The organism is Hydrogenibacillus sp. N12 (assembly GCF_019645935.1).
In the GTDB taxonomy this organism is placed as follows: Bacteria; Bacillota; Bacilli; order Thermicanales; family DSM-22653; genus Hydrogenibacillus; species Hydrogenibacillus schlegelii.
Genome location: NZ_CP080953.1, coordinates 270,301 through 288,144, shown reverse-complemented (window position 1 = coordinate 288,144; position 17,844 = coordinate 270,301). Strand labels below are relative to the sequence as shown.

7 protein-coding genes, 2 pseudogenes and 2 CRISPR repeat arrays are annotated in these 17,844 nt (G+C 61.4%); of the genes and pseudogenes, 2 read left to right on the top strand and 7 right to left on the bottom strand.

Going from position 1 to position 17,844, the window contains the following annotated elements:
* Window positions 1-218: 218 nt before the first annotated feature.
* Window positions 219-1,442 (bottom strand): annotated as a pseudogene (locus K2M58_RS01375) (IS256 family transposase).
* Between the two features lie 157 nt (window positions 1,443-1,599).
* A CRISPR array of direct repeats spans window positions 1,600-4,982; the repeat unit is 28 nt; unit sequence GGTCCATCCCCGCATGCGCGGGGGAAAC.
* 116 nt (window positions 4,983-5,098) lie between these two features.
* On the opposite strand from K2M58_RS01375, the gene istA reads away from it, so the two are divergent.
* Together istA and istB are read left to right on the top strand one after the other, a co-directional pair.
* Window positions 5,099-6,376: an IS21 family transposase gene (gene istA / locus K2M58_RS01370; protein WP_252393391.1), complete on the top strand. Its 1,278-nt coding sequence runs from the start codon at window positions 5,099-5,101 to the stop codon at window positions 6,374-6,376.
* Window positions 6,373-7,158 carry an IS21-like element helper ATPase IstB gene (gene istB, locus K2M58_RS01365; RefSeq protein ID WP_220676869.1) on the top strand — a complete coding sequence of 262 codons (786 nt, stop codon included), beginning with the start codon at window positions 6,373-6,375 and terminating at the stop codon, window positions 7,156-7,158. The genes istA and istB overlap by 4 nt, the downstream gene beginning before the upstream one ends.
* Window positions 7,159-7,298: 140 nt before the next feature.
* A CRISPR array of direct repeats spans window positions 7,299-12,391; the repeat unit is 28 nt; unit sequence GGTCCATCCCCGCATGCGCGGGGGAAAC.
* A gap of 141 nt (window positions 12,392-12,532) precedes the next feature.
* On the opposite strand, the pseudogene K2M58_RS01360 reads toward istB, so the two are convergent.
* From K2M58_RS01360 to cas7e, 6 genes and pseudogenes are all read right to left on the bottom strand, one after another.
* Window positions 12,533-13,756 (bottom strand): annotated as a pseudogene (locus K2M58_RS01360) (IS256 family transposase).
* Window positions 13,757-13,929: 173 nt separating this feature from the next.
* Complete coding sequence (cas2e, locus tag K2M58_RS01355) at window positions 13,930-14,259, bottom strand: type I-E CRISPR-associated endoribonuclease Cas2e (RefSeq protein WP_220677974.1); 330 nt, start codon at window positions 14,257-14,259, stop codon at window positions 13,930-13,932.
* Window positions 14,231-15,127, bottom strand: coding sequence for a type I-E CRISPR-associated endonuclease Cas1e (gene cas1e, locus K2M58_RS01350; RefSeq protein WP_220677973.1), 897 nt, complete (start codon window positions 15,125-15,127; stop codon window positions 14,231-14,233). The genes cas2e and cas1e overlap by 29 nt, the downstream gene beginning before the upstream one ends.
* A complete protein-coding gene (cas6e, locus tag K2M58_RS01345; RefSeq protein WP_220677972.1) occupies window positions 15,124-15,867 on the bottom strand; it encodes a type I-E CRISPR-associated protein Cas6/Cse3/CasE in 744 nt (247 codons plus the stop codon). The genes cas1e and cas6e overlap by 4 nt, the downstream gene beginning before the upstream one ends.
* A gap of 1 nt (window position 15,868) precedes the next feature.
* Window positions 15,869-16,636: a type I-E CRISPR-associated protein Cas5/CasD gene (gene cas5e, locus K2M58_RS01340; RefSeq protein WP_220677971.1), complete on the bottom strand. Its 768-nt coding sequence runs from the start codon at window positions 16,634-16,636 to the stop codon at window positions 15,869-15,871.
* Entirely contained in the window at window positions 16,633-17,832 is a 1,200-nt protein-coding gene (cas7e, locus tag K2M58_RS01335) for a type I-E CRISPR-associated protein Cas7/Cse4/CasC (RefSeq protein WP_220677970.1), read from the bottom strand. The genes cas5e and cas7e overlap by 4 nt, the downstream gene beginning before the upstream one ends.
* Window positions 17,833-17,844: the final 12 nt, after the last annotated feature.

Sequence of the window (17,844 nt, the reverse complement as noted above, 5' to 3'; positions counted from 1 at the left end):
AACAGGCCGCAGTCTACCGATTCAAACGGCATCTCAACCCTCAGATCACCGGTCGGGTAAGAATGTGGGTACATCCCGCGTTCCCGCTGCGGGAAGGGGGATGCCGCAGTGATCGCCCTGCGATACAGCGAGTCAATAAGTATCGTAGGGTCTTAGGGCTGATCAAGTCCAGTATCATGTGTAAATTGCCCTCTTCGGCGAATGAAAGGACAGGTCACTCAGGCATTCACAACGTGCAGCATGGCCGGCTCAGTGGATTTCTGTTGTTCCTTCTTCCACTGCCAATACTCATCCATATTCAGGTAGCGGTGCCCAGTGGTCCACGTCTCGTCTATCTCCATGAGTAGCGCTCCAAGCAACCGTATCACGGATTCCCGGTTGGGAAAGATGCGGATGACTCTTTCACGGCGGCGAATCTCCTCGTTGAGTCGTTCCACGCCGTTCGTGGTACGCAAGCGCCGCCGTGAGCGTCACGGCAAGACCAGCACGGCCGTGACGTCGTCAAAGCCCTCCTCTAGCACCTTGACGGCCTTGGGTGCCTTCTCAGCGTACTCCTCCACAAATTCATTCATGAGCAGTCGGGCCGTCTTGAGGTCGGGCGCATCAAGAATGGCTCGTACACGCTTGTAGACCTCCTTCTGCAACGCCTTGGGTGTGGCGTCCAAGATATTGCGCATGAAGTGGGTCTGGCACCGTTGCCAGGTGCATCCCTGAAACTCCGTCTGCAGTGCCTTCACCAGCCCGCCATGACTGTCAGACACCACAACGTCAACGCCGCGGAGACCCCGGTTCTTCAGCCAGGCAAAGAACTCCCGCCAGCTGGCCTCCGATTCGCTGTCGCCCAACATCAAGCCAAGAATCTCACGGTACCCTTCTTCGTTGATGCCAACAGCGATCATGGCCGCTCGAGAGCGAACACGCCCTTCCTCCCGAATCCGGAGTACCAAAGCGTCCACCAGCAGGAACGGATAACGATGCTCAGCAAGGCTGCGATTATTCCATCCCTGAACGATGGGATCAAGGCGCTTGCACAGCTCGGAGACCGTGGACTTCGAGAACGTCGTGCCGCACAACTGCTCGGTGACTTTCGCCACGTCCCGGGTGGACACGCCGTTCACAACCATCTCCATCAGGGCGATGATGAACGCTTGTTCGCTGCGCTGGTACCGAGCAAACAGCTCTGTGGAGAACTGGCCATTCCGGACCCTCGGAACCCGCAACACCAGCCGCCCCACACGGGTTGTCAGGGTGCGGGTGACTGTTCCGTTGCGATAGCCTTGGCGTTCTTTCGTGCGCTCGTATGGCGCCGCTTTCAGATGCTCCTGCACTTGCGCTTGGAGGATCTGGTTGACCACACTCTCCACCAGCTTTGCCACGCCTCCATCCCGCTGAAAGAGGCCTTCCAAAATCTCGTCGTCCACGGTAATCTGGTACTGAGCCATCCGGTATCCCTCCTGGTGAAGTGGTTTCTTCTCCGTCTCACATTCTACCAAAGAGGGCCGGATGGCTCATTTTATGTCACCTGGACCATCCGTTTTTACACATGATACCGGACACGACTGAAACAAGGTTTATCTTACCGATCGGAATATGGAGGAGGGTCCATCCCCGCATGCGCGGGGGAAACATGACAAATAGCGGCACTGCCGCAGTAACAGCGGGTCCATCCCCGCATGCGCGGGGGAAACGGACGGCTGACCTCAGTGCCGGCCTTGAGATGCGGTCCATCCCCGCATGCGCGGGGGAAACGTCGTGCGCGGTCGATGGTGCGTAAAAAAGTACGGTCCATCCCCGCATGCGCGGGGGAAACTTTAATTCGGGACTGGAGAGCTTATCTTCGTGAGGTCCATCCCCGCATGCGCGGGGGAAACCTGCTTCCGATTGCCATCGAACGGTTAGATACGGGTCCATCCCCGCATGCGCGGGGGAAACGTGAACAAAAAAGTGTGTATGGAGCAGTAAAAAGGTCCATCCCCGCATGCGCGGGGGAAACGGCATCCGGTACTGGTCTGAGGTCACGGTCGCAGGTCCATCCCCGCATGCGCGGGGGAAACCCACCGTCGGGACATCGCCGTTCGTCAGGTACAGGTCCATCCCCGCATGCGCGGGGGAAACCCGTCCGGGTTCGGTGCCGTCGAGGCCAACAAGGGTCCATCCCCGCATGCGCGGGGGAAACTCTTATCGGTGTGCTGGTTGGAGTCGGTGCTGGGGTCCATCCCCGCATGCGCGGGGGAAACGATGTCTTTCTGGAGGTGGCGATGATGGAAAAAGGTCCATCCCCGCATGCGCGGGGGAAACTCTCTTCACATCGAGCTCCCGACGCCGTCTGAGGGTCCATCCCCGCATGCGCGGGGGAAACGACACACCTTACACCAGGACGGTCGCGCGCAAAGGTCCATCCCCGCATGCGCGGGGGAAACCGATGATCGGGGAACGCGGCCCGGAAGCGGTAAGGTCCATCCCCGCATGCGCGGGGGAAACGCAAAAACCGATCCGAGACGACAACCACTTCCAGGTCCATCCCCGCATGCGCGGGGGAAACTTTTCACCCTTTCGATGGAAGATGGGAACGTCAGGTCCATCCCCGCATGCGCGGGGGAAACTTTACTGTGGGATTGATTTATGCACACAGAAAAGGTCCATCCCCGCATGCGCGGGGGAAACTCTTTGGGGTAAAAGCCGTCGAAGCCGATTGACGGTCCATCCCCGCATGCGCGGGGGAACCACCCCGGCACTGGCTCACCGGTAGGCGTTGATGGGTCCATCCCCGCATGCGCGGGGGAAACGGCGTAAGCCTCCCTGCCCCGGCTTGTCTCCAGGGTCCATCCCCGCATGCGCGGGGGAAACTTCTTGCCAAGATTCGTCCAAGCTCTGGCCAAAGGTCCATCCCCGCATGCGCGGGGGAAACACTTCGGCGATAGGCAGCTTGTAGCTACCGAAGGGTCCATCCCCGCATGCGCGGGGGAAACCGCCCTATGGCACAGGGCATCGCATTGCACGTGGGTCCATCCCCGCATGCGCGGGGGAAACACGATCGCCCGGCCGTCATACTTCTTCGGTGCGGGTCCATCCCCGCATGCGCGGGGGAAACACCCCTGCCGTCTTCGCGACGGGGGCGACATACGGTCCATCCCCGCATGCGCGGGGGAAACCATGCCGCAGGAACTGTACTTGTAGCGCTAGGAGGTCCATCCCCGCATGCGCGGGGGAAACCGCCGAGGACGATCTACCGCTGGCGGGAAGAGAGGTCCATCCCCGCATGCGCGGGGGAAACCCCGATACAGGACCCGGACGACATCCGGCCGGGGGTCCATCCCCGCATGCGCGGGGGAAACACTATCTCGAGTAATCAGTCTCTTTCTCGGACGGGTCCATCCCCGCATGCGCGGGGGAAACGATTTATCCGTGACCGTCCGGGGAAATGTCGAAGGTCCATCCCCGCATGCGCGGGGGAAACTCTTCAAGACTTCGGTATAGGTTTTGCTCTTGGGGTCCATCCCCGCATGCGCGGGGGAAACGCCGGACGGCGACGGTGAACGTCGTGACTGCCGGGTCCATCCCCGCATGCGCGGGGGAAACCGAACGGGATATCGTCCGCGAGATCATGCGTGTGGTCCATCCCCGCATGCGCGGGGGAAACTAACTGCCACATTACGTATCGGTTCCCACTTAAGGTCCATCCCCGCATGCGCGGGGGAAACGCGACAACATCCCAGAAGAACGCAACCATCTTAGGTCCATCCCCGCATGCGCGGGGGAAACCTTCGCGAGATAATCTTCGATGCGGCGGATCAGGGTCCATCCCCGCATGCGCGGGGGAAACGCGTCTACGTCCGTCGCGAACGTAATCTGTCCGGGTCCATCCCCGCATGCGCGGGGGAAACATCGATTTCCGGGATGACCTTCACGCGCTGGAAGGTCCATCCCCGCATGCGCGGGGGAAACAAAGGAAAAAGCGTGATGGCGAAATGGGGAGAAGGTCCATCCCCGCATGCGCGGGGGAAACTAACAAACCTGCCGCTTTTGCGACTGTTGCGGCGGTCCATCCCCGCATGCGCGGGGGAAACCCGACCACCTCTATCTGGATGCTATCACATCGCGGTCCATCCCCGCATGCGCGGGGGAAACTATTCACGGCGCGCATGATGACGACCCGCCGGTGGTCCATCCCCGCATGCGCGGGGGAAACTCATCGACGAGGCGAGCGGGATCTCGGATGAAAGGTCCATCCCCGCATGCGCGGGGGAAACCGTCAGGTACACTTCCGCATCCATGCCGAGTACGGTCCATCCCCGCATGCGCGGGGGAAACACGAAGAAAGTAGGTATTCTTGATCCGACAAAAGGTCCATCCCCGCATGCGCGGGGGAAACCTGTTTCCGCTCTCACCCGCCGGTCGTGGCAGAGGTCCATCCCCGCATGCGCGGGGGAAACACCGATCGAGCATTTCTCCTTTTGTATCGAGCAGGTCCATCCCCGCATGCGCGGGGGAAACAGCATATCTTCCGCATCTCCCGCCGCCGCCGCCGGTCCATCCCCGCATGCGCGGGGGAAACCCTGGCGGTCCTCCCCTCTCTCTCTGCTCTCGAGGTCCATCCCCGCATGCGCGGGGGAAACTGACCTCCGTCTTGTTACGCAGCGCATTCTCGAGGTCCATCCCCGCATGCGCGGGGGAAACAACTCGTCCGGCCGGAGCCCCGCACGCAAAGCGGGTCCATCCCCGCATGCGCGGGGGAAACAACCTGAAAAAGCCGTGCGGTGTGGATGCGAAGGGTCCATCCCCGCATGCGCGGGGGAAACCCTCCTTATGACGCGCCGCAGTGCGGGCAGTAGGGTCCATCCCCGCATGCGCGGGGGAAACCGAGGTGCGTAAACGCCTTGGGCGTAATTGGCGGGTCCATCCCCGCATGCGCGGGGGAAACAGGTGTTGTCGTGGGTGTTGGCGCTGGGTTATCGGTCCATCCCCGCATGCGCGGGGGAAACCCGGGTGTCAACATCGGATGTAAAATCCCCAATAGCAGCGGATAAAGATTCCCCAAAATCACCGGCATGATTTCCTCAAAATCATCGGGATGAATTCCCCACCCCTGTGTCGAACTATGGCACCTGCCATCACTTTTGGGGAGGTGCCGGTGATGAGGGAGAGTGAGAAGATGGAGATCAGGAAGCTGTATGAGGAGGGCGTCAGCATCTCGGAACTGGCCAGAAGATACGGCCATGACCGCAAAACCATCCGCAAGGCTGTGAGTGAGCCGAGGCAGCAGGAGGAGGGGAGGGTGAAGTCGCGCAGCCGTAGGGTGAAAGGCCACAAGCTGGAGCCGTACAAGGCCTATGTGGAGCAGCGCATGCGTATCGGCGTCCTCAATGCGGAGCGAATCTTTCGCGAGATCCGGGAGCAGGGATATACCGGCGGAATTACCGTACTGCGCGAGTTCATGCACCCTCTCCGCCCGGTTGTCTCTGCCAAGGCAACCGTGCGGTTTGAGACGGCTCCGGGGGAACAAGCGCAAATCGACCTGGGCGCATTCCCCTACCTGGATCCGCAGGGCCATCGGCGCAAGGTATGGTGCTTTGCCATGGTCCTCGCCTACTCCCGCATGCTCTACCTGGAGTTTATCAGAGCGGCGGACCAACGGCATATCCTCCAGGCGCTCCGGAACGCGCTGGAGTTCTTCGGCGGGGTTCCAAAGGTCATGCTCAGCGACAACTGCTCCCCGCTGGTCGTGGCCAACGACGGTCATGGACACGTCGACTGGCAGCCGGCGTACATGGACTTCGCCAAGTACTACGGATTCGTGCCCAAGGCCTGTAAGCCCTACCGAAGTCGCACCAAAGGGAAGATTGAACGGCCCATCGGGTATATCCGGTCCAGCTTCTGGCCGGTTTCGTTCGTGGACCATGACGACCTGAACCGGCAAGGTGCCATCTGGCGGGATACGGTGGCTAATGTGCGCATCCACGGCACGACGCGGGAGCAGCCGGTGGTGCGGTTTCAGGCCGAGACGCTTAAGCCCCTGCCTAAGAGCCGGTACACGCTGGCGTACGCCGATATGCGCAAGGTCATGAGCGATTGTCGCATCTCCTGGAACACGAACATGTACACCGTTCCATGGCGGTATGTGGGGCACACCGTGCTGGTCCGGGAGTTTGAGTCAGGCCGCCTGCAGATCGAGTACGGCGGGCAGGTCATTGCCGAACACCGCGTGCTCACAGGCAGGCACCAGGTCTCAACCGACCCTGAGCACTTCAAGGGCATCCCGGCTGGGACGCCTCATCCGGATCGAGGCAAGGTGCCAGGGTTGCAAATCGGGCCGGACGTGGAGCAGCGGGAGCTGTCCGTCTATGAGCAGATCGCGATGGGAGGTCAGGGGCAATGAGTGAGGCGTTGGTTTTGGCCAAGGCCGAGGAGCAGCTGCTGGAGCTGGGATTGAAGCGCGCCGCGGCGGTGCTGCCGGCGTGCGTGGAGTGGGCAGCGGGGCACCAGGCGACCTATGCGGAGTTCCTGCACAGACTGCTGGATGCTGAGCAGGAGGAGCGATACAGCCGTTACATGCACGCCAGACTCCGCATGGCCAACTTCCCGTATCACAAGACCCTTGCAGATTTCGATTTCTCGTTCCAGCCGTCCGTCGATGAGCGACAAATACGCGAACTGGCCGGCTTGACGTTCATCCGGGAGGGCAGCAACGTCATCTTCCTGGGACCGCCGGGGGTGGGCAAGACCCACCTTGCGGTGGCCCTGGGGATGGAGGCGATTCGACAGCGCATGAGCGTCTACTTCGTGACCATGCAGAAGCTGGTCGCTGACTTGCGACGGGCGTACCAAGAGGGACGGCTGGACAAGCGCCTGCGCATCTACACCCAGCCGAAGCTGCTGATCTGCGACGAAGTCGGCTACTTGCCGCTTGACGCCTTGGACGCCGCGAACTTCTTCCGGCTCGTGTCGGAGCGCTACGAGCATGGCTCCCTGATCATCACGTCCAACACCAGCTTCACCAACTGGGGGACACTCTTCGGTGACCAGGTGCTGGCCTCTGCCTTGCTCGACCGGCTCCTGCACCACGCCACCACCATCAACATCCGCGGCAACAGCTACCGGATGAAGGACAAGCTGCGCGCCGGGGTGACCCATGCGCTGAAGGAGGAGGTGACCGCGTAGATCGAACATACGTCTGGGGAATGATGCGCGATGATTTTGGGGAACTGAATCCGCTGTTTGTGGGGAATCGAACGCGATTTTTTTGGGGAGTTTTAATCCGCTATTGACACGGGACGTTGACCGTGTGCCGGTACCGCAGCAGGTCCATCCCCGCATGCGCGGGGGAAACCGTCCCGAAGCGGCAGGCGAAGATTTGCCGGAAGGTCCATCCCCGCATGCGCGGGGGAAACCGCGCCCTTCGCTTTCTTCCCTGCTTTTTCGACGGTCCATCCCCGCATGCGCGGGGGAAACGCGCGAAATCTTCAGCAGGAAGCTGATCAAGCAGGTCCATCCCCGCATGCGCGGGGGAAACCTCGGTGTATGAGAGGGGACGCTATGATGAGGAGGTCCATCCCCGCATGCGCGGGGGAAACTAAGCCGGCTGATCAGCCGGGCTTCCCGGGCCAGGTCCATCCCCGCATGCGCGGGGGAAACCAGGAAGTACGTCACCACGTCCACATACCGGCGGGTCCATCCCCGCATGCGCGGGGGAAACACGCGAGCGCTATATCGAGGCGGAGCTTGCGAAGGTCCATCCCCGCATGCGCGGGGGAAACCAGCGTCGCAGGCCACGGTCCCACTCTCCGACGGGTCCATCCCCGCATGCGCGGGGGAAACCCGTCGCCACGCTACGCAACATACGCACCCGCAGGTCCATCCCCGCATGCGCGGGGGAAACTGGGAGGTCCTGTTGCGCTCCCTTGACGAGGGGGGTCCATCCCCGCATGCGCGGGGGAAACGTCAGGAGCAGATGTTTGACCGGTTTTGGGAGCGGTCCATCCCCGCATGCGCGGGGGAAACTTGAGCAGGCGCAGCGCCAGGATCGTCGCCTGGGGTCCATCCCCGCATGCGCGGGGGAAACTTGTCGTCGGCCTTTCCCCGGATGAGCGTCGGAGGTCCATCCCCGCATGCGCGGGGGAAACAGGCCGCGGTGAAATGTTGTATATGCGGATACAGGTCCATCCCCGCATGCGCGGGGGAAACCGGGCGACCGCCGTTACCGTTCCCGATCGGTGAGGTCCATCCCCGCATGCGCGGGGGAAACGTTATCGACTCAGCTCGTGGATCGAGGGGGACGGGTCCATCCCCGCATGCGCGGGGGAAACCGTCAAATTCGATCACCTGTCCGGTTTTGCTAAGGTCCATCCCCGCATGCGCGGGGGAAACGAACGACGGAAAGAGTCGCCATAGGCTCTCTGCGGTCCATCCCCGCATGCGCGGGGGAAACTTCCTCGAGGATGTCCTCGGCTCCCAGCCGGCAGGTCCATCCCCGCATGCGCGGGGGAAACGTGCTGGCCTGGCTGGCAGGGGAAGAGTGGAAAGGTCCATCCCCGCATGCGCGGGGGAAACATTGGGCGGAACCTCGCCCTGGGCGATGGTATGGGTCCATCCCCGCATGCGCGGGGGAAACGTGGGTTCCGTCCCACTTTAAGCCGGTGATGTAGGTCCATCCCCGCATGCGCGGGGGAAACGTGCTGGCCTGGCTGGCAGGGGAAGAGTGGAAAGGTCCATCCCCGCATGCGCGGGGGAAACATCGTAAGCGTCATGTCCGATTCTGGGCTTCGGGGTCCATCCCCGCATGCGCGGGGGAAACAGCGAAGTATCCTTGCGGCTTCAAGGATGTCGGGGTCCATCCCCGCATGCGCGGGGGAAACTTCTCCGATTGACGAAGATGCCAGCCGTTCTAAGGTCCATCCCCGCATGCGCGGGGGAAACAGAAGAGGTTCCAATTCTGCAGGAAACTCAAACGGTCCATCCCCGCATGCGCGGGGGAAACACCTCGTCATCGTCAACGCCTGACCATAGCGGTGGTCCATCCCCGCATGCGCGGGGGAAACATGGCGGCCTATCTCTCAGGATGCATCGATGCAGGTCCATCCCCGCATGCGCGGGGGAAACGGTATCGAGGTCTGGAGGCCGAAGTCGTACAGGGGTCCATCCCCGCATGCGCGGGGGAAACTCTCTGACGGTCGCTTTTTCAATGCCGAACTGAGGTCCATCCCCGCATGCGCGGGGGAAACACCTCCACCGCCACCGATCGCTTCGATATCGAAGGTCCATCCCCGCATGCGCGGGGGAAACGCGTCGACGTTCCAGCGCAAACAGCTGTTAGCGGGTCCATCCCCGCATGCGCGGGGGAAACTTTCGCAAAGCGGCTGATAGCCCAACCCATTGCGGTCCATCCCCGCATGCGCGGGGGAAACTTTTCGCCGTTTACGGGAGGGTGTTGTAATGCGGGTCCATCCCCGCATGCGCGGGGGAAACTCTGCATTGCTTAAATTTTCCTCCTCATCGTGAGGTCCATCCCCGCATGCGCGGGGGAAACATTGCCGTTTCATTTACCTCTTCCGGCCGGAAAGGTCCATCCCCGCATGCGCGGGGGAAACTCGGCGCCGTCTGGTCCGGGATTGTAGGGATTAGGTCCATCCCCGCATGCGCGGGGGAAACTTGTATCAACGCCCTGCTTCGAGCGGTGCAAAAGGTCCATCCCCGCATGCGCGGGGGAAACGACTTTCAGCCCCGCCCGGAGCTCGACCAGAAAGGTCCATCCCCGCATGCGCGGGGGAAACTCGACCCGCCGGCGATTGACACGACGACGTTTAGGTCCATCCCCGCATGCGCGGGGGAAACGACTCCCGTGATTCGCCGGATTTCCTCGATCAGGGTCCATCCCCGCATGCGCGGGGGAAACTCCGGAATTAGACGTGATATTCTTCTATCCAGAGGTCCATCCCCGCATGCGCGGGGGAAACCAGTTTTTCGCCCGCCTCAAAATAGGTATATGCGGTCCATCCCCGCATGCGCGGGGGAAACCTGTTCCTCGGCGCTTCCAGCGGTGGTCATGACGGTCCATCCCCGCATGCGCGGGGGAAACCGAGCCTTAGCACGCCGGACAGCGCGCTGGGCGGGTCCATCCCCGCATGCGCGGGGGAAACGGCGTTGTTGTGGGTGTTGGTAGCGGCCTTTCGGGTCCATCCCCGCATGCGCGGGGGAAACAATCCAAGCGCAACTAATACAGTAGCAGCCGCAGGTCCATCCCCGCATGCGCGGGGGAAACCGACGTATGGTGTTGGTACCCAGGACGTGGTAGGGTCCATCCCCGCATGCGCGGGGGAAACCCGCTGACGGCTATACAAGCAGGTGTTGCTACGGGTCCATCCCCGCATGCGCGGGGGAAACACTTCATCGTAAAACGTCCGCGAAAGAGACTCAGGTCCATCCCCGCATGCGCGGGGGAAACTGGTGATGAGCCCACCTTCGGCCAGGCGTGGGAGGTCCATCCCCGCATGCGCGGGGGAAACCGCCAAGGGTCGAGTCCGGCGATGGCGGGGGCGGGTCCATCCCCGCATGCGCGGGGGAAACGTATCCCTGTCCCTGCGGAGGCGGGTCAACGAGGGTCCATCCCCGCATGCGCGGGGGAAACCGCCAGCGGGGGCGAGGAACGTCCGTCATGGCAAGGTCCATCCCCGCATGCGCGGGGGAAACCGCCGAATGGGACCGTACGGTCTTCAGCGAGCGGGTCCATCCCCGCATGCGCGGGGGAAACCGCTCCAGAGCGCCCGGCCGGCGATTATGGGGGGGTCCATCCCCGCATGCGCGGGGGAAACCTGGCCTGGATGGTAAGTGCTTTTGCGGAGGAGGGTCCATCCCCGCATGCGCGGGGGAAACTGCTTACACCGGCACTCCAGGATCGGGGAAAAGGGTCCATCCCCGCATGCGCGGGGGAAACGCCGACATCCCTAATCGGCTCCCACCGAATGGGGGTCCATCCCCGCATGCGCGGGGGAAACGAATCCCTCCGCCAGTTTGCGAAAGCAAAAGGAGGTCCATCCCCGCATGCGCGGGGGAAACCTGCTGTGCGTACAGCACCGCCAGCCGGACGAGGGTCCATCCCCGCATGCGCGGGGGAAACCGCGGGTGTAGTAATAGCGCCAGCGCTCAAACGGGTCCATCCCCGCATGCGCGGGGGAAACACGATCTTGTCAGGGACGAACAGGGGCGTGTAGGGTCCATCCCCGCATGCGCGGGGGAAACCGAAAGGAAAAGAAAAGGCGTGGGGAGGCAAAAGGTCCATCCCCGCATGCGCGGGGGAAACACCCACAACGACACCTATCAGAACGATCAAAAGGGTCCATCCCCGCATGCGCGGGGGAAACATAGACTAGATCCAGAGACGTCACACCTACAAGGGTCCATCCCCGCATGCGCGGGGGAAACTTTACCTCACGCGGTCGAAATATAACGGGAAAAGGTCCATCCCCGCATGCGCGGGGGAAACAGGTAGACACAGTAATACCAAGAGCAACTAGAAGGTCCATCCCCGCATGCGCGGGGGAAACTCGTCCTTCCGCGTCTTCCAAAGCTCAGGCGCAGGTCCATCCCCGCATGCGCGGGGGAAACCGCGAGCTCGCGGAAATCAACGCCATCAATAACGGTCCATCCCCGCATGCGCGGGGGAAACGCGTCATCGTAGGTGGTATACGTAAGGCTTTCGGGTCCATCCCCGCATGCGCGGGGGAAACCCGGAGGACAAAATCGAAGAGGCGCTGGGTAAGGGTCCATCCCCGCATGCGCGGGGGAAACTGCACCATGACGCGGACCGGCAGGAACCGCCGGGGTCCATCCCCGCATGCGCGGGGGAAACTCGGTTTTGCACCGAGATTATTGATGTTCAAAGGGTCCATCCCCGCATGCGCGGGGGAAACATACGCTTAATGATGGGCTTGTGCCTTCTAGCGGGTCCATCCCCGCATGCGCGGGGGAAACGTCGATCGCCTGATCGCGGGCGAGCGTTCCGGCGGTCCATCCCCGCATGCGCGGGGGAAACGGTTTTAGAACAGCGGACCCGGCATGAAATAGAGGTCCATCCCCGCATGCGCGGGGGAAACCGGTCACGCCGCCCTCATGCATGGCGCCCAGGAGGTCCATCCCCGCATGCGCGGGGGAAACTAAAGAAACTACAGCTACCAGCGACATGAGTCGGGTCCATCCCCGCATGCGCGGGGGAAACCCTCCTTAGTGAACATCCTCGCCGGGAATTATGGGTCCATCCCCGCATGCGCGGGGGAAACACGAAAGACGAGATCGAGCGCCATCGGAAGCGGGGTCCATCCCCGCATGCGCGGGGGAAACTTCCTGTTTTCGGTGATCTTGAGCTCGGGAAAAGGTCCATCCCCGCATGCGCGGGGGAAACTCTTGACAAACCAATTTCTTGTGATAGGATAAGGGTTTTAAAACCCTGAACACATACTCCTAACGCAAACCCAACGGTCATTGGATCAAGTCCAGTATCATGTGTAAATTGCCCTCTTCGGCGAATGAAAGGACAGGTCACTCAGGCATTCACAACGTGCAGCATGGCCGGCTCAGTGGATTTCTGTTGTTCCTTCTTCCACTGCCAATACTCATCCATATTCAGGTAACGGTGCCCAGTGGTCCACGTCTCGTCTATCTCCATGAGTAGCGCTCCAAGCAACCGTATTACGGATTCCCGGTTGGGAAAGATGCGGATGACTCTTTCACGGCGGCGAATCTCCTCGTTGAGTCGTTCCACGCCGTTCGTGGTACGCAAGCGCCGCCGTGAGCGTCACGGCAAGACCAGCACGGCCGTGACGTCGTCAAAGCCCTCCTCTAGCACCTTGACGGCCTTGGGTGCCTTCTCAGCGTACTCCTCCACAAATTCATTCATGAGCAGTCGGGCCGTCTTGAGGTCGGGCGCATCAAGAATGGCTCGTACACGCTTGTAGACCTCCTTCTGCAACGCCTTGGGTGTGGCGTCCAAGATATTGCGCATGAAGTGGGTCTGGCACCGTTGCCAGGTGCATCCCTGAAACTCCGTCTGCAGTGCCTTCACCAGCCCGCCATGACTGTCAGACACCACAACGTCAACGCCGCGGAGACCCCGGTTCTTCAGCCAGGCAAAGAACTCCCGCCAGCTGGCCTCCGATTCGCTGTCGCCCAACATCAAGCCAAGAATCTCACGGTACCCTTCTTCGTTGATGCCAACAGCGATCATGGCCGCTCGAGAGCGAACACGCCCTTCCTCCCGAATCCGGAGTACCAAAGCGTCCACCAGCAGGAACGGATAACGATGCTCAGCAAGGCTGCGATTATTCCATCCCTGAACGATGGGATCAAGGCGCTTGCACAGCTCGGAGACCGTGGACTTCGAGAACGTCGTGCCGCACAACTGCTCGGTGACTTTCGCCACGTCCCGGGTGGACACGCCGTTCACAACCATCTCCATCAGGGCGATGATGAACGCTTGTTCGCTGCGCTGGTACCGAGCAAACAGCTCTGTGGAGAACTGGCCATTCCGGACCCTCGGAACCCGCAACACCAGCCGCCCCACACGGGTTGTCAGGGTGCGGGTGACTGTTCCGTTGCGATAGCCTTGGCGTTCTTTCGTGCGCTCGTATGGCGCCGCTTTCAGATGCTCCTGCACTTGCGCTTGGAGGATCTGGTTGACCACACTCTCCACCAGCTTTGCCACGCCTCCATCCCGCTGAAAGAGGCCTTCCAAAATCTCGTCGTCCACGGTAATCTGGTACTGAGCCATCCGGTATCCCTCCTGGTGAAGTGGTTTCTTCTCCGTCTCACATTCTACCAAAGAGGGCCGGATGGCTCATTTTATGTCACCTGGACCATCCGTTTTTACACATGATACCGGACACGACTGGTCATTGTCCGCCGAGGCCTTGAGTTAGAAAAACCTTGAGCAAAAAGACCTGTTTACCCCTTCTCCTTCCCCTCCTCATCTTCCCATATTCCGGGGCGTCTGGCAAGAAGCATGCCGTCTTGTTGGACAACATCGATCGGTGGAAGCCCGAGGACCCTGACGGCCATTTCGCCCGGCTGAGCGGGATCGCGCCATACCATGACTATGCTCGCCTCGACCTCTCTTACGAACCATTCTTCGAGAACTTCCCATACCCGCTCGCGAACAGCCGGTGAAAAACGAACGGCGGCATACACGCCAGGGGCAAGCTCAAGCATGGAAGATGCCAGAAACCCGCGAATCCGGTCCGAGACGTTACGCGTCACGAGAATCGTCGCCGACATGGATGAGCTCCTTGATCTGATCGATCATACTCGGAATCACCTTCTTTTTACGAAACATGCGCGCCGCCTCATAACGGATCTCTCGCTCCAGAGAAAGCTCTCTGTTTTTGAGGACGCGGGCAGCCACCGAAAAAGCAAGTGGCAACGTCACCTCGACCCGCCAAAGGTCGGCGATGTCCAGCGTAAACGCATTGCTCGAATCCTCGTGGATGAATCCGAGCGGCGGCAGGGCCCCGACGGCGGCGACGGCAATGTCGGCGGCCGCTTCTACGAACGTGGCCGCATGGTTGATCGCCTGGTTGGGAATATCGGCCGCTTCGGGGTTTTCCCGATCATAGCGCCGCCCTTTCCACTCGACGCCGTATCGCTGAGCGATCAAGCGATACGCCTCTCGCAACCTGCCGCCTTCCATCCCTCTCAAGACGCTGATATCCCGATTCGGAAAGACTTCCCCGAACCGCCAGGCGTACATTTTTCGCGCGATCCGATTCCGCTCTTTCTCATCAGCCCAGAGCCGGGCGTGTGCGCGGGCCACATCGGAGCGCCCTTGCCCCATTGGGGGCGCCGTATAGAGCTTCACCCCACCTTCGCCGACGGCCGCGAGCAGCGTCCCGTGTCGCGCCAGAATCCTCAGCACATCGTGTGTGATGGTCGTGCCGGGGCCCGCAAGGATCATCGAGACCATCTGGTACGGAATCTGGTACAGACCCGGATCGATCTCATCGCTTCCTGCCGCCAAAAAGAGCAGGGTCCCATTTTCGACGTAAAGCTTTCCGCGCGACAGCCACAGCAGCCCGTGGCGATCCGCGTGCGGAATCCTTGCCCCGGCCAGACCGAGACGCCCTGACAAAAACGAGCCCTTGCTCATCGCACCGGCCTCAACAGGAGCATCCCGTATCCGAAGGCTCGATGCCGTCCGATGCCATGCGCCAGCAAGGCGGAAAATGCTTCGGGATCGTTCACCGTCAGTTCTCCGCGGATGAGCGCCTGGGGTCGAACGATCTGGCGGCGCTTTCGCTCCTTCCCGTGGGTATACCGGGCCTGCCGAACAAGCCGGAATCCCTCCAGGCGGGCGGCGTGAACGACCGCCGCCTCCCTTTCTTGCAACAACTTTTTGACCCACCTCCCATAAAGCTCTGCTCTTGACGCTTCGGCTTTTCCGCCGTTCTGTTCAACGTGATGAAGAAAAAGATCTTTTTCAATTGTCTTATCCCCCGCTTCACCGCCCGACGACTTTCGCGCGATGGGAACCGTCAGCACCTCGAAAGCCAGCAGCCGCCCTCGGGTAAATTCGGGCATCGGCTTGCTCAGGATGCTGCTTTCCGAATGCGGGAGAACTTGATACGCCCCGGGCGTAGCATATACGTTGAGCTGTTCTCGCAAAGCCTCCGCGTCATGTGGCGCGTATCCCAGGATCTTGGCGGGACGCCGGCGGGCCATAAAGAGCCGCCACGGCTTCGGCGAAAGCGGGCCGAACGCCGATACCAGCCACGTGTGGATTCCGTACCCGAGATCTTCATCATCCCGGCGCGGCTCCATGCGCGCGTCCTTTAAAAACCGCATCAACGCCCCGACATCCAGCGCGATCTCCACCAGATGCACGCCCATCTTAGTTCACCTCGATCGAATCTTTCACCTCGATCAAACCTTCCATTCGCCATCGGCTCCCGGCGGGAAGCTGATTGGCCCAATCCCTGAGATCAAAGACGCGCCTCAATTCGCCGCGCACCCCCGAAGGAGTCCCTAACTCATCCGGCCAGCAGGCCGGCAGAAGATCTTCCGCTTCCCTGCGAGACTCCGCCCGCCCCCGGCGGATCCAACGCGGGATCCGACGGAGCAGTTCGAGCAGATCGTCTCCCTCGACGAGCGGAGTGGACGGGTCGAGAAGCGGGCGGGACGGTAGGCATGTTTTTCGGCCGATGAAAAGGGGACGGGACGGGCGCCGAAGAGCTTCCAAAATCCGATTCAGGCCCGGATCTTCTTCCTCGTTGAGCAGCGTCAGCACGACCGTCATCAGACCGTCCGTCCAGTAATGACGAAATCGTTGATGGATTTCTTTCTTGGCGGTACCGCCGCTTCGGTGTTCCGGCCTTCCGCGCGTCGTCCAGCCCGGTTCGACCATTTTGGGCTGACCAAGGTCGACCGTTTGATAGTCGACCAGCCGCACAGGACGAACGTCCCACCGGGCGGCGTACCGGAGGCGCTCTTGCAATCGTTGAAGCCGATCAAAATCCCGGTGGTCCCAGCCTAACGCATTCCCGAGAAGCCCCGTCAAAAGCGCCGTCCCCGGAAAATAATCTGTAAACCCGTGATGATCGACGGCGGTCGTGCCGAAAGCGAGCATCGGACCGTCCAGACGAAGAACAACCGCCTTCATGCTCCTTCGCCTGCCCCTTCGCCGGCTTCGAAGATCGCTCTGAGCGTGCCTTCGATGGCGGTGGAGAGGTCGCTTTTTTGCTCCCGTTGCCGCGGCCAGGGATGAAGCGAGGCGACGTACCGCGTCTCGCCCGAATCGCCGTACATCCCCTCTAGCTTCGTCAGGTACTCCGACAGCCGGTCGACGGAACGGGCAAGTCCGTTCGCGTTCCCGTCCAAAGGCACCGGCTCCAGAAAGGCATTGGCCAGACTCCGGGGGAGCGCCTCTCCGGCTTCCAGCAACACAAACTCTGCCCGGGCATACGGCGCGGTCGCTCCCAGCTTGGCGCCGGGCGTGACCGTCGCGATCGCCTGAATAAGAAGCCCCAAAAGCTCCCGGGCCATCGCCTGACCGTCCGGATCTTCCCTCCATTCCTTCCGGTCGCGGCCGCCCAGGTTCGACACGAGGAGCGGCACGTCGACGGCGACGTACCCGTAGAAGATCCCGGCCCCGAGCTCCATGTCCCCCGCGTGGGCCGCGCCCGTTTCCTCATCGGCGGCGAGATCGTCGACAACCGTAAAGAAGTCGATCTCGGTCCGGAGCTCATGGGTGGTAAAGGCATGGGCGACATGAACCGGTGCGTCAACCCGTGCCAGAATATCCGAGGTGACAAAGCGCCCAAAGAGCGCGCCTTCGAACCCGACCGCCGGATTGCCCAAACCGGCCTGACGGAGCATGGACTGGATGTTGCTCTTGCTCTCTTTGATGGCTTCCGTCAAATATTTTTTTGCATCTTCCTCACTCCCTTGAGCCGCGGCTTCGCGGATCAGCTTTTTAAAGTACTCGGCCTCCGGCCGTCCGAACAAGACGGGCTGCTTCATCGCCAGAGTCGTTTTGCTGTCCAGCGCGTCTTTTTCCCCAGAGGCCCGCAACACTTCTTGAGCCAGGTGATAGGCCAGTTCATGCGCCAGCGCATCATCCATGCCTTCCCGGACGAGTTCGTGTTTGATCACGCGGGAAAAGAAATGGCGGGAACGAATGGCGGACGGCAAAGAAGTGACCTGCATCATCCAGTCGCGCCAGTGCTTTTTCTGGGCCTGACTCGAAATGCGCAGCCGCTCCGCGCCGCCAAACCGAATTCGCTTCGCCAGCCCCGTATCATCCCGGTTGAGCAGGCTGGCATGATAGCTCGTGAGGTAGTGAACCTGAAGAAACATTTTACATTCCTC

What these genes read in the sequence shown, in the direction of transcription:
- cas1e (WP_220677973.1), bottom strand. Translation starts at nt 15,127, where the DNA reads ATGAGCAAGGGCTCGTTTTTGTCAGGGCGTCTCGGTCTGGCCGGGGCA.
- cas7e (WP_220677970.1), bottom strand. Translation starts at nt 17,832, where the DNA reads ATGTTTCTTCAGGTTCACTACCTCACGAGCTATCATGCCAGCCTGCTC.
- istA (WP_252393391.1), top strand. Translation starts at nt 5,099, where the DNA reads ATGGCACCTGCCATCACTTTTGGGGAGGTGCCGGTGATGAGGGAGAGT.
- cas2e (WP_220677974.1), bottom strand. Translation starts at nt 14,259, where the DNA reads ATGTCGGCGACGATTCTCGTGACGCGTAACGTCTCGGACCGGATTCGC.
- cas5e (WP_220677971.1), bottom strand. Translation starts at nt 16,636, where the DNA reads ATGAAGGCGGTTGTTCTTCGTCTGGACGGTCCGATGCTCGCTTTCGGC.
- cas6e (WP_220677972.1), bottom strand. Translation starts at nt 15,867, where the DNA reads ATGGGCGTGCATCTGGTGGAGATCGCGCTGGATGTCGGGGCGTTGATG.
- istB (WP_220676869.1), top strand. Translation starts at nt 6,373, where the DNA reads ATGAGTGAGGCGTTGGTTTTGGCCAAGGCCGAGGAGCAGCTGCTGGAG.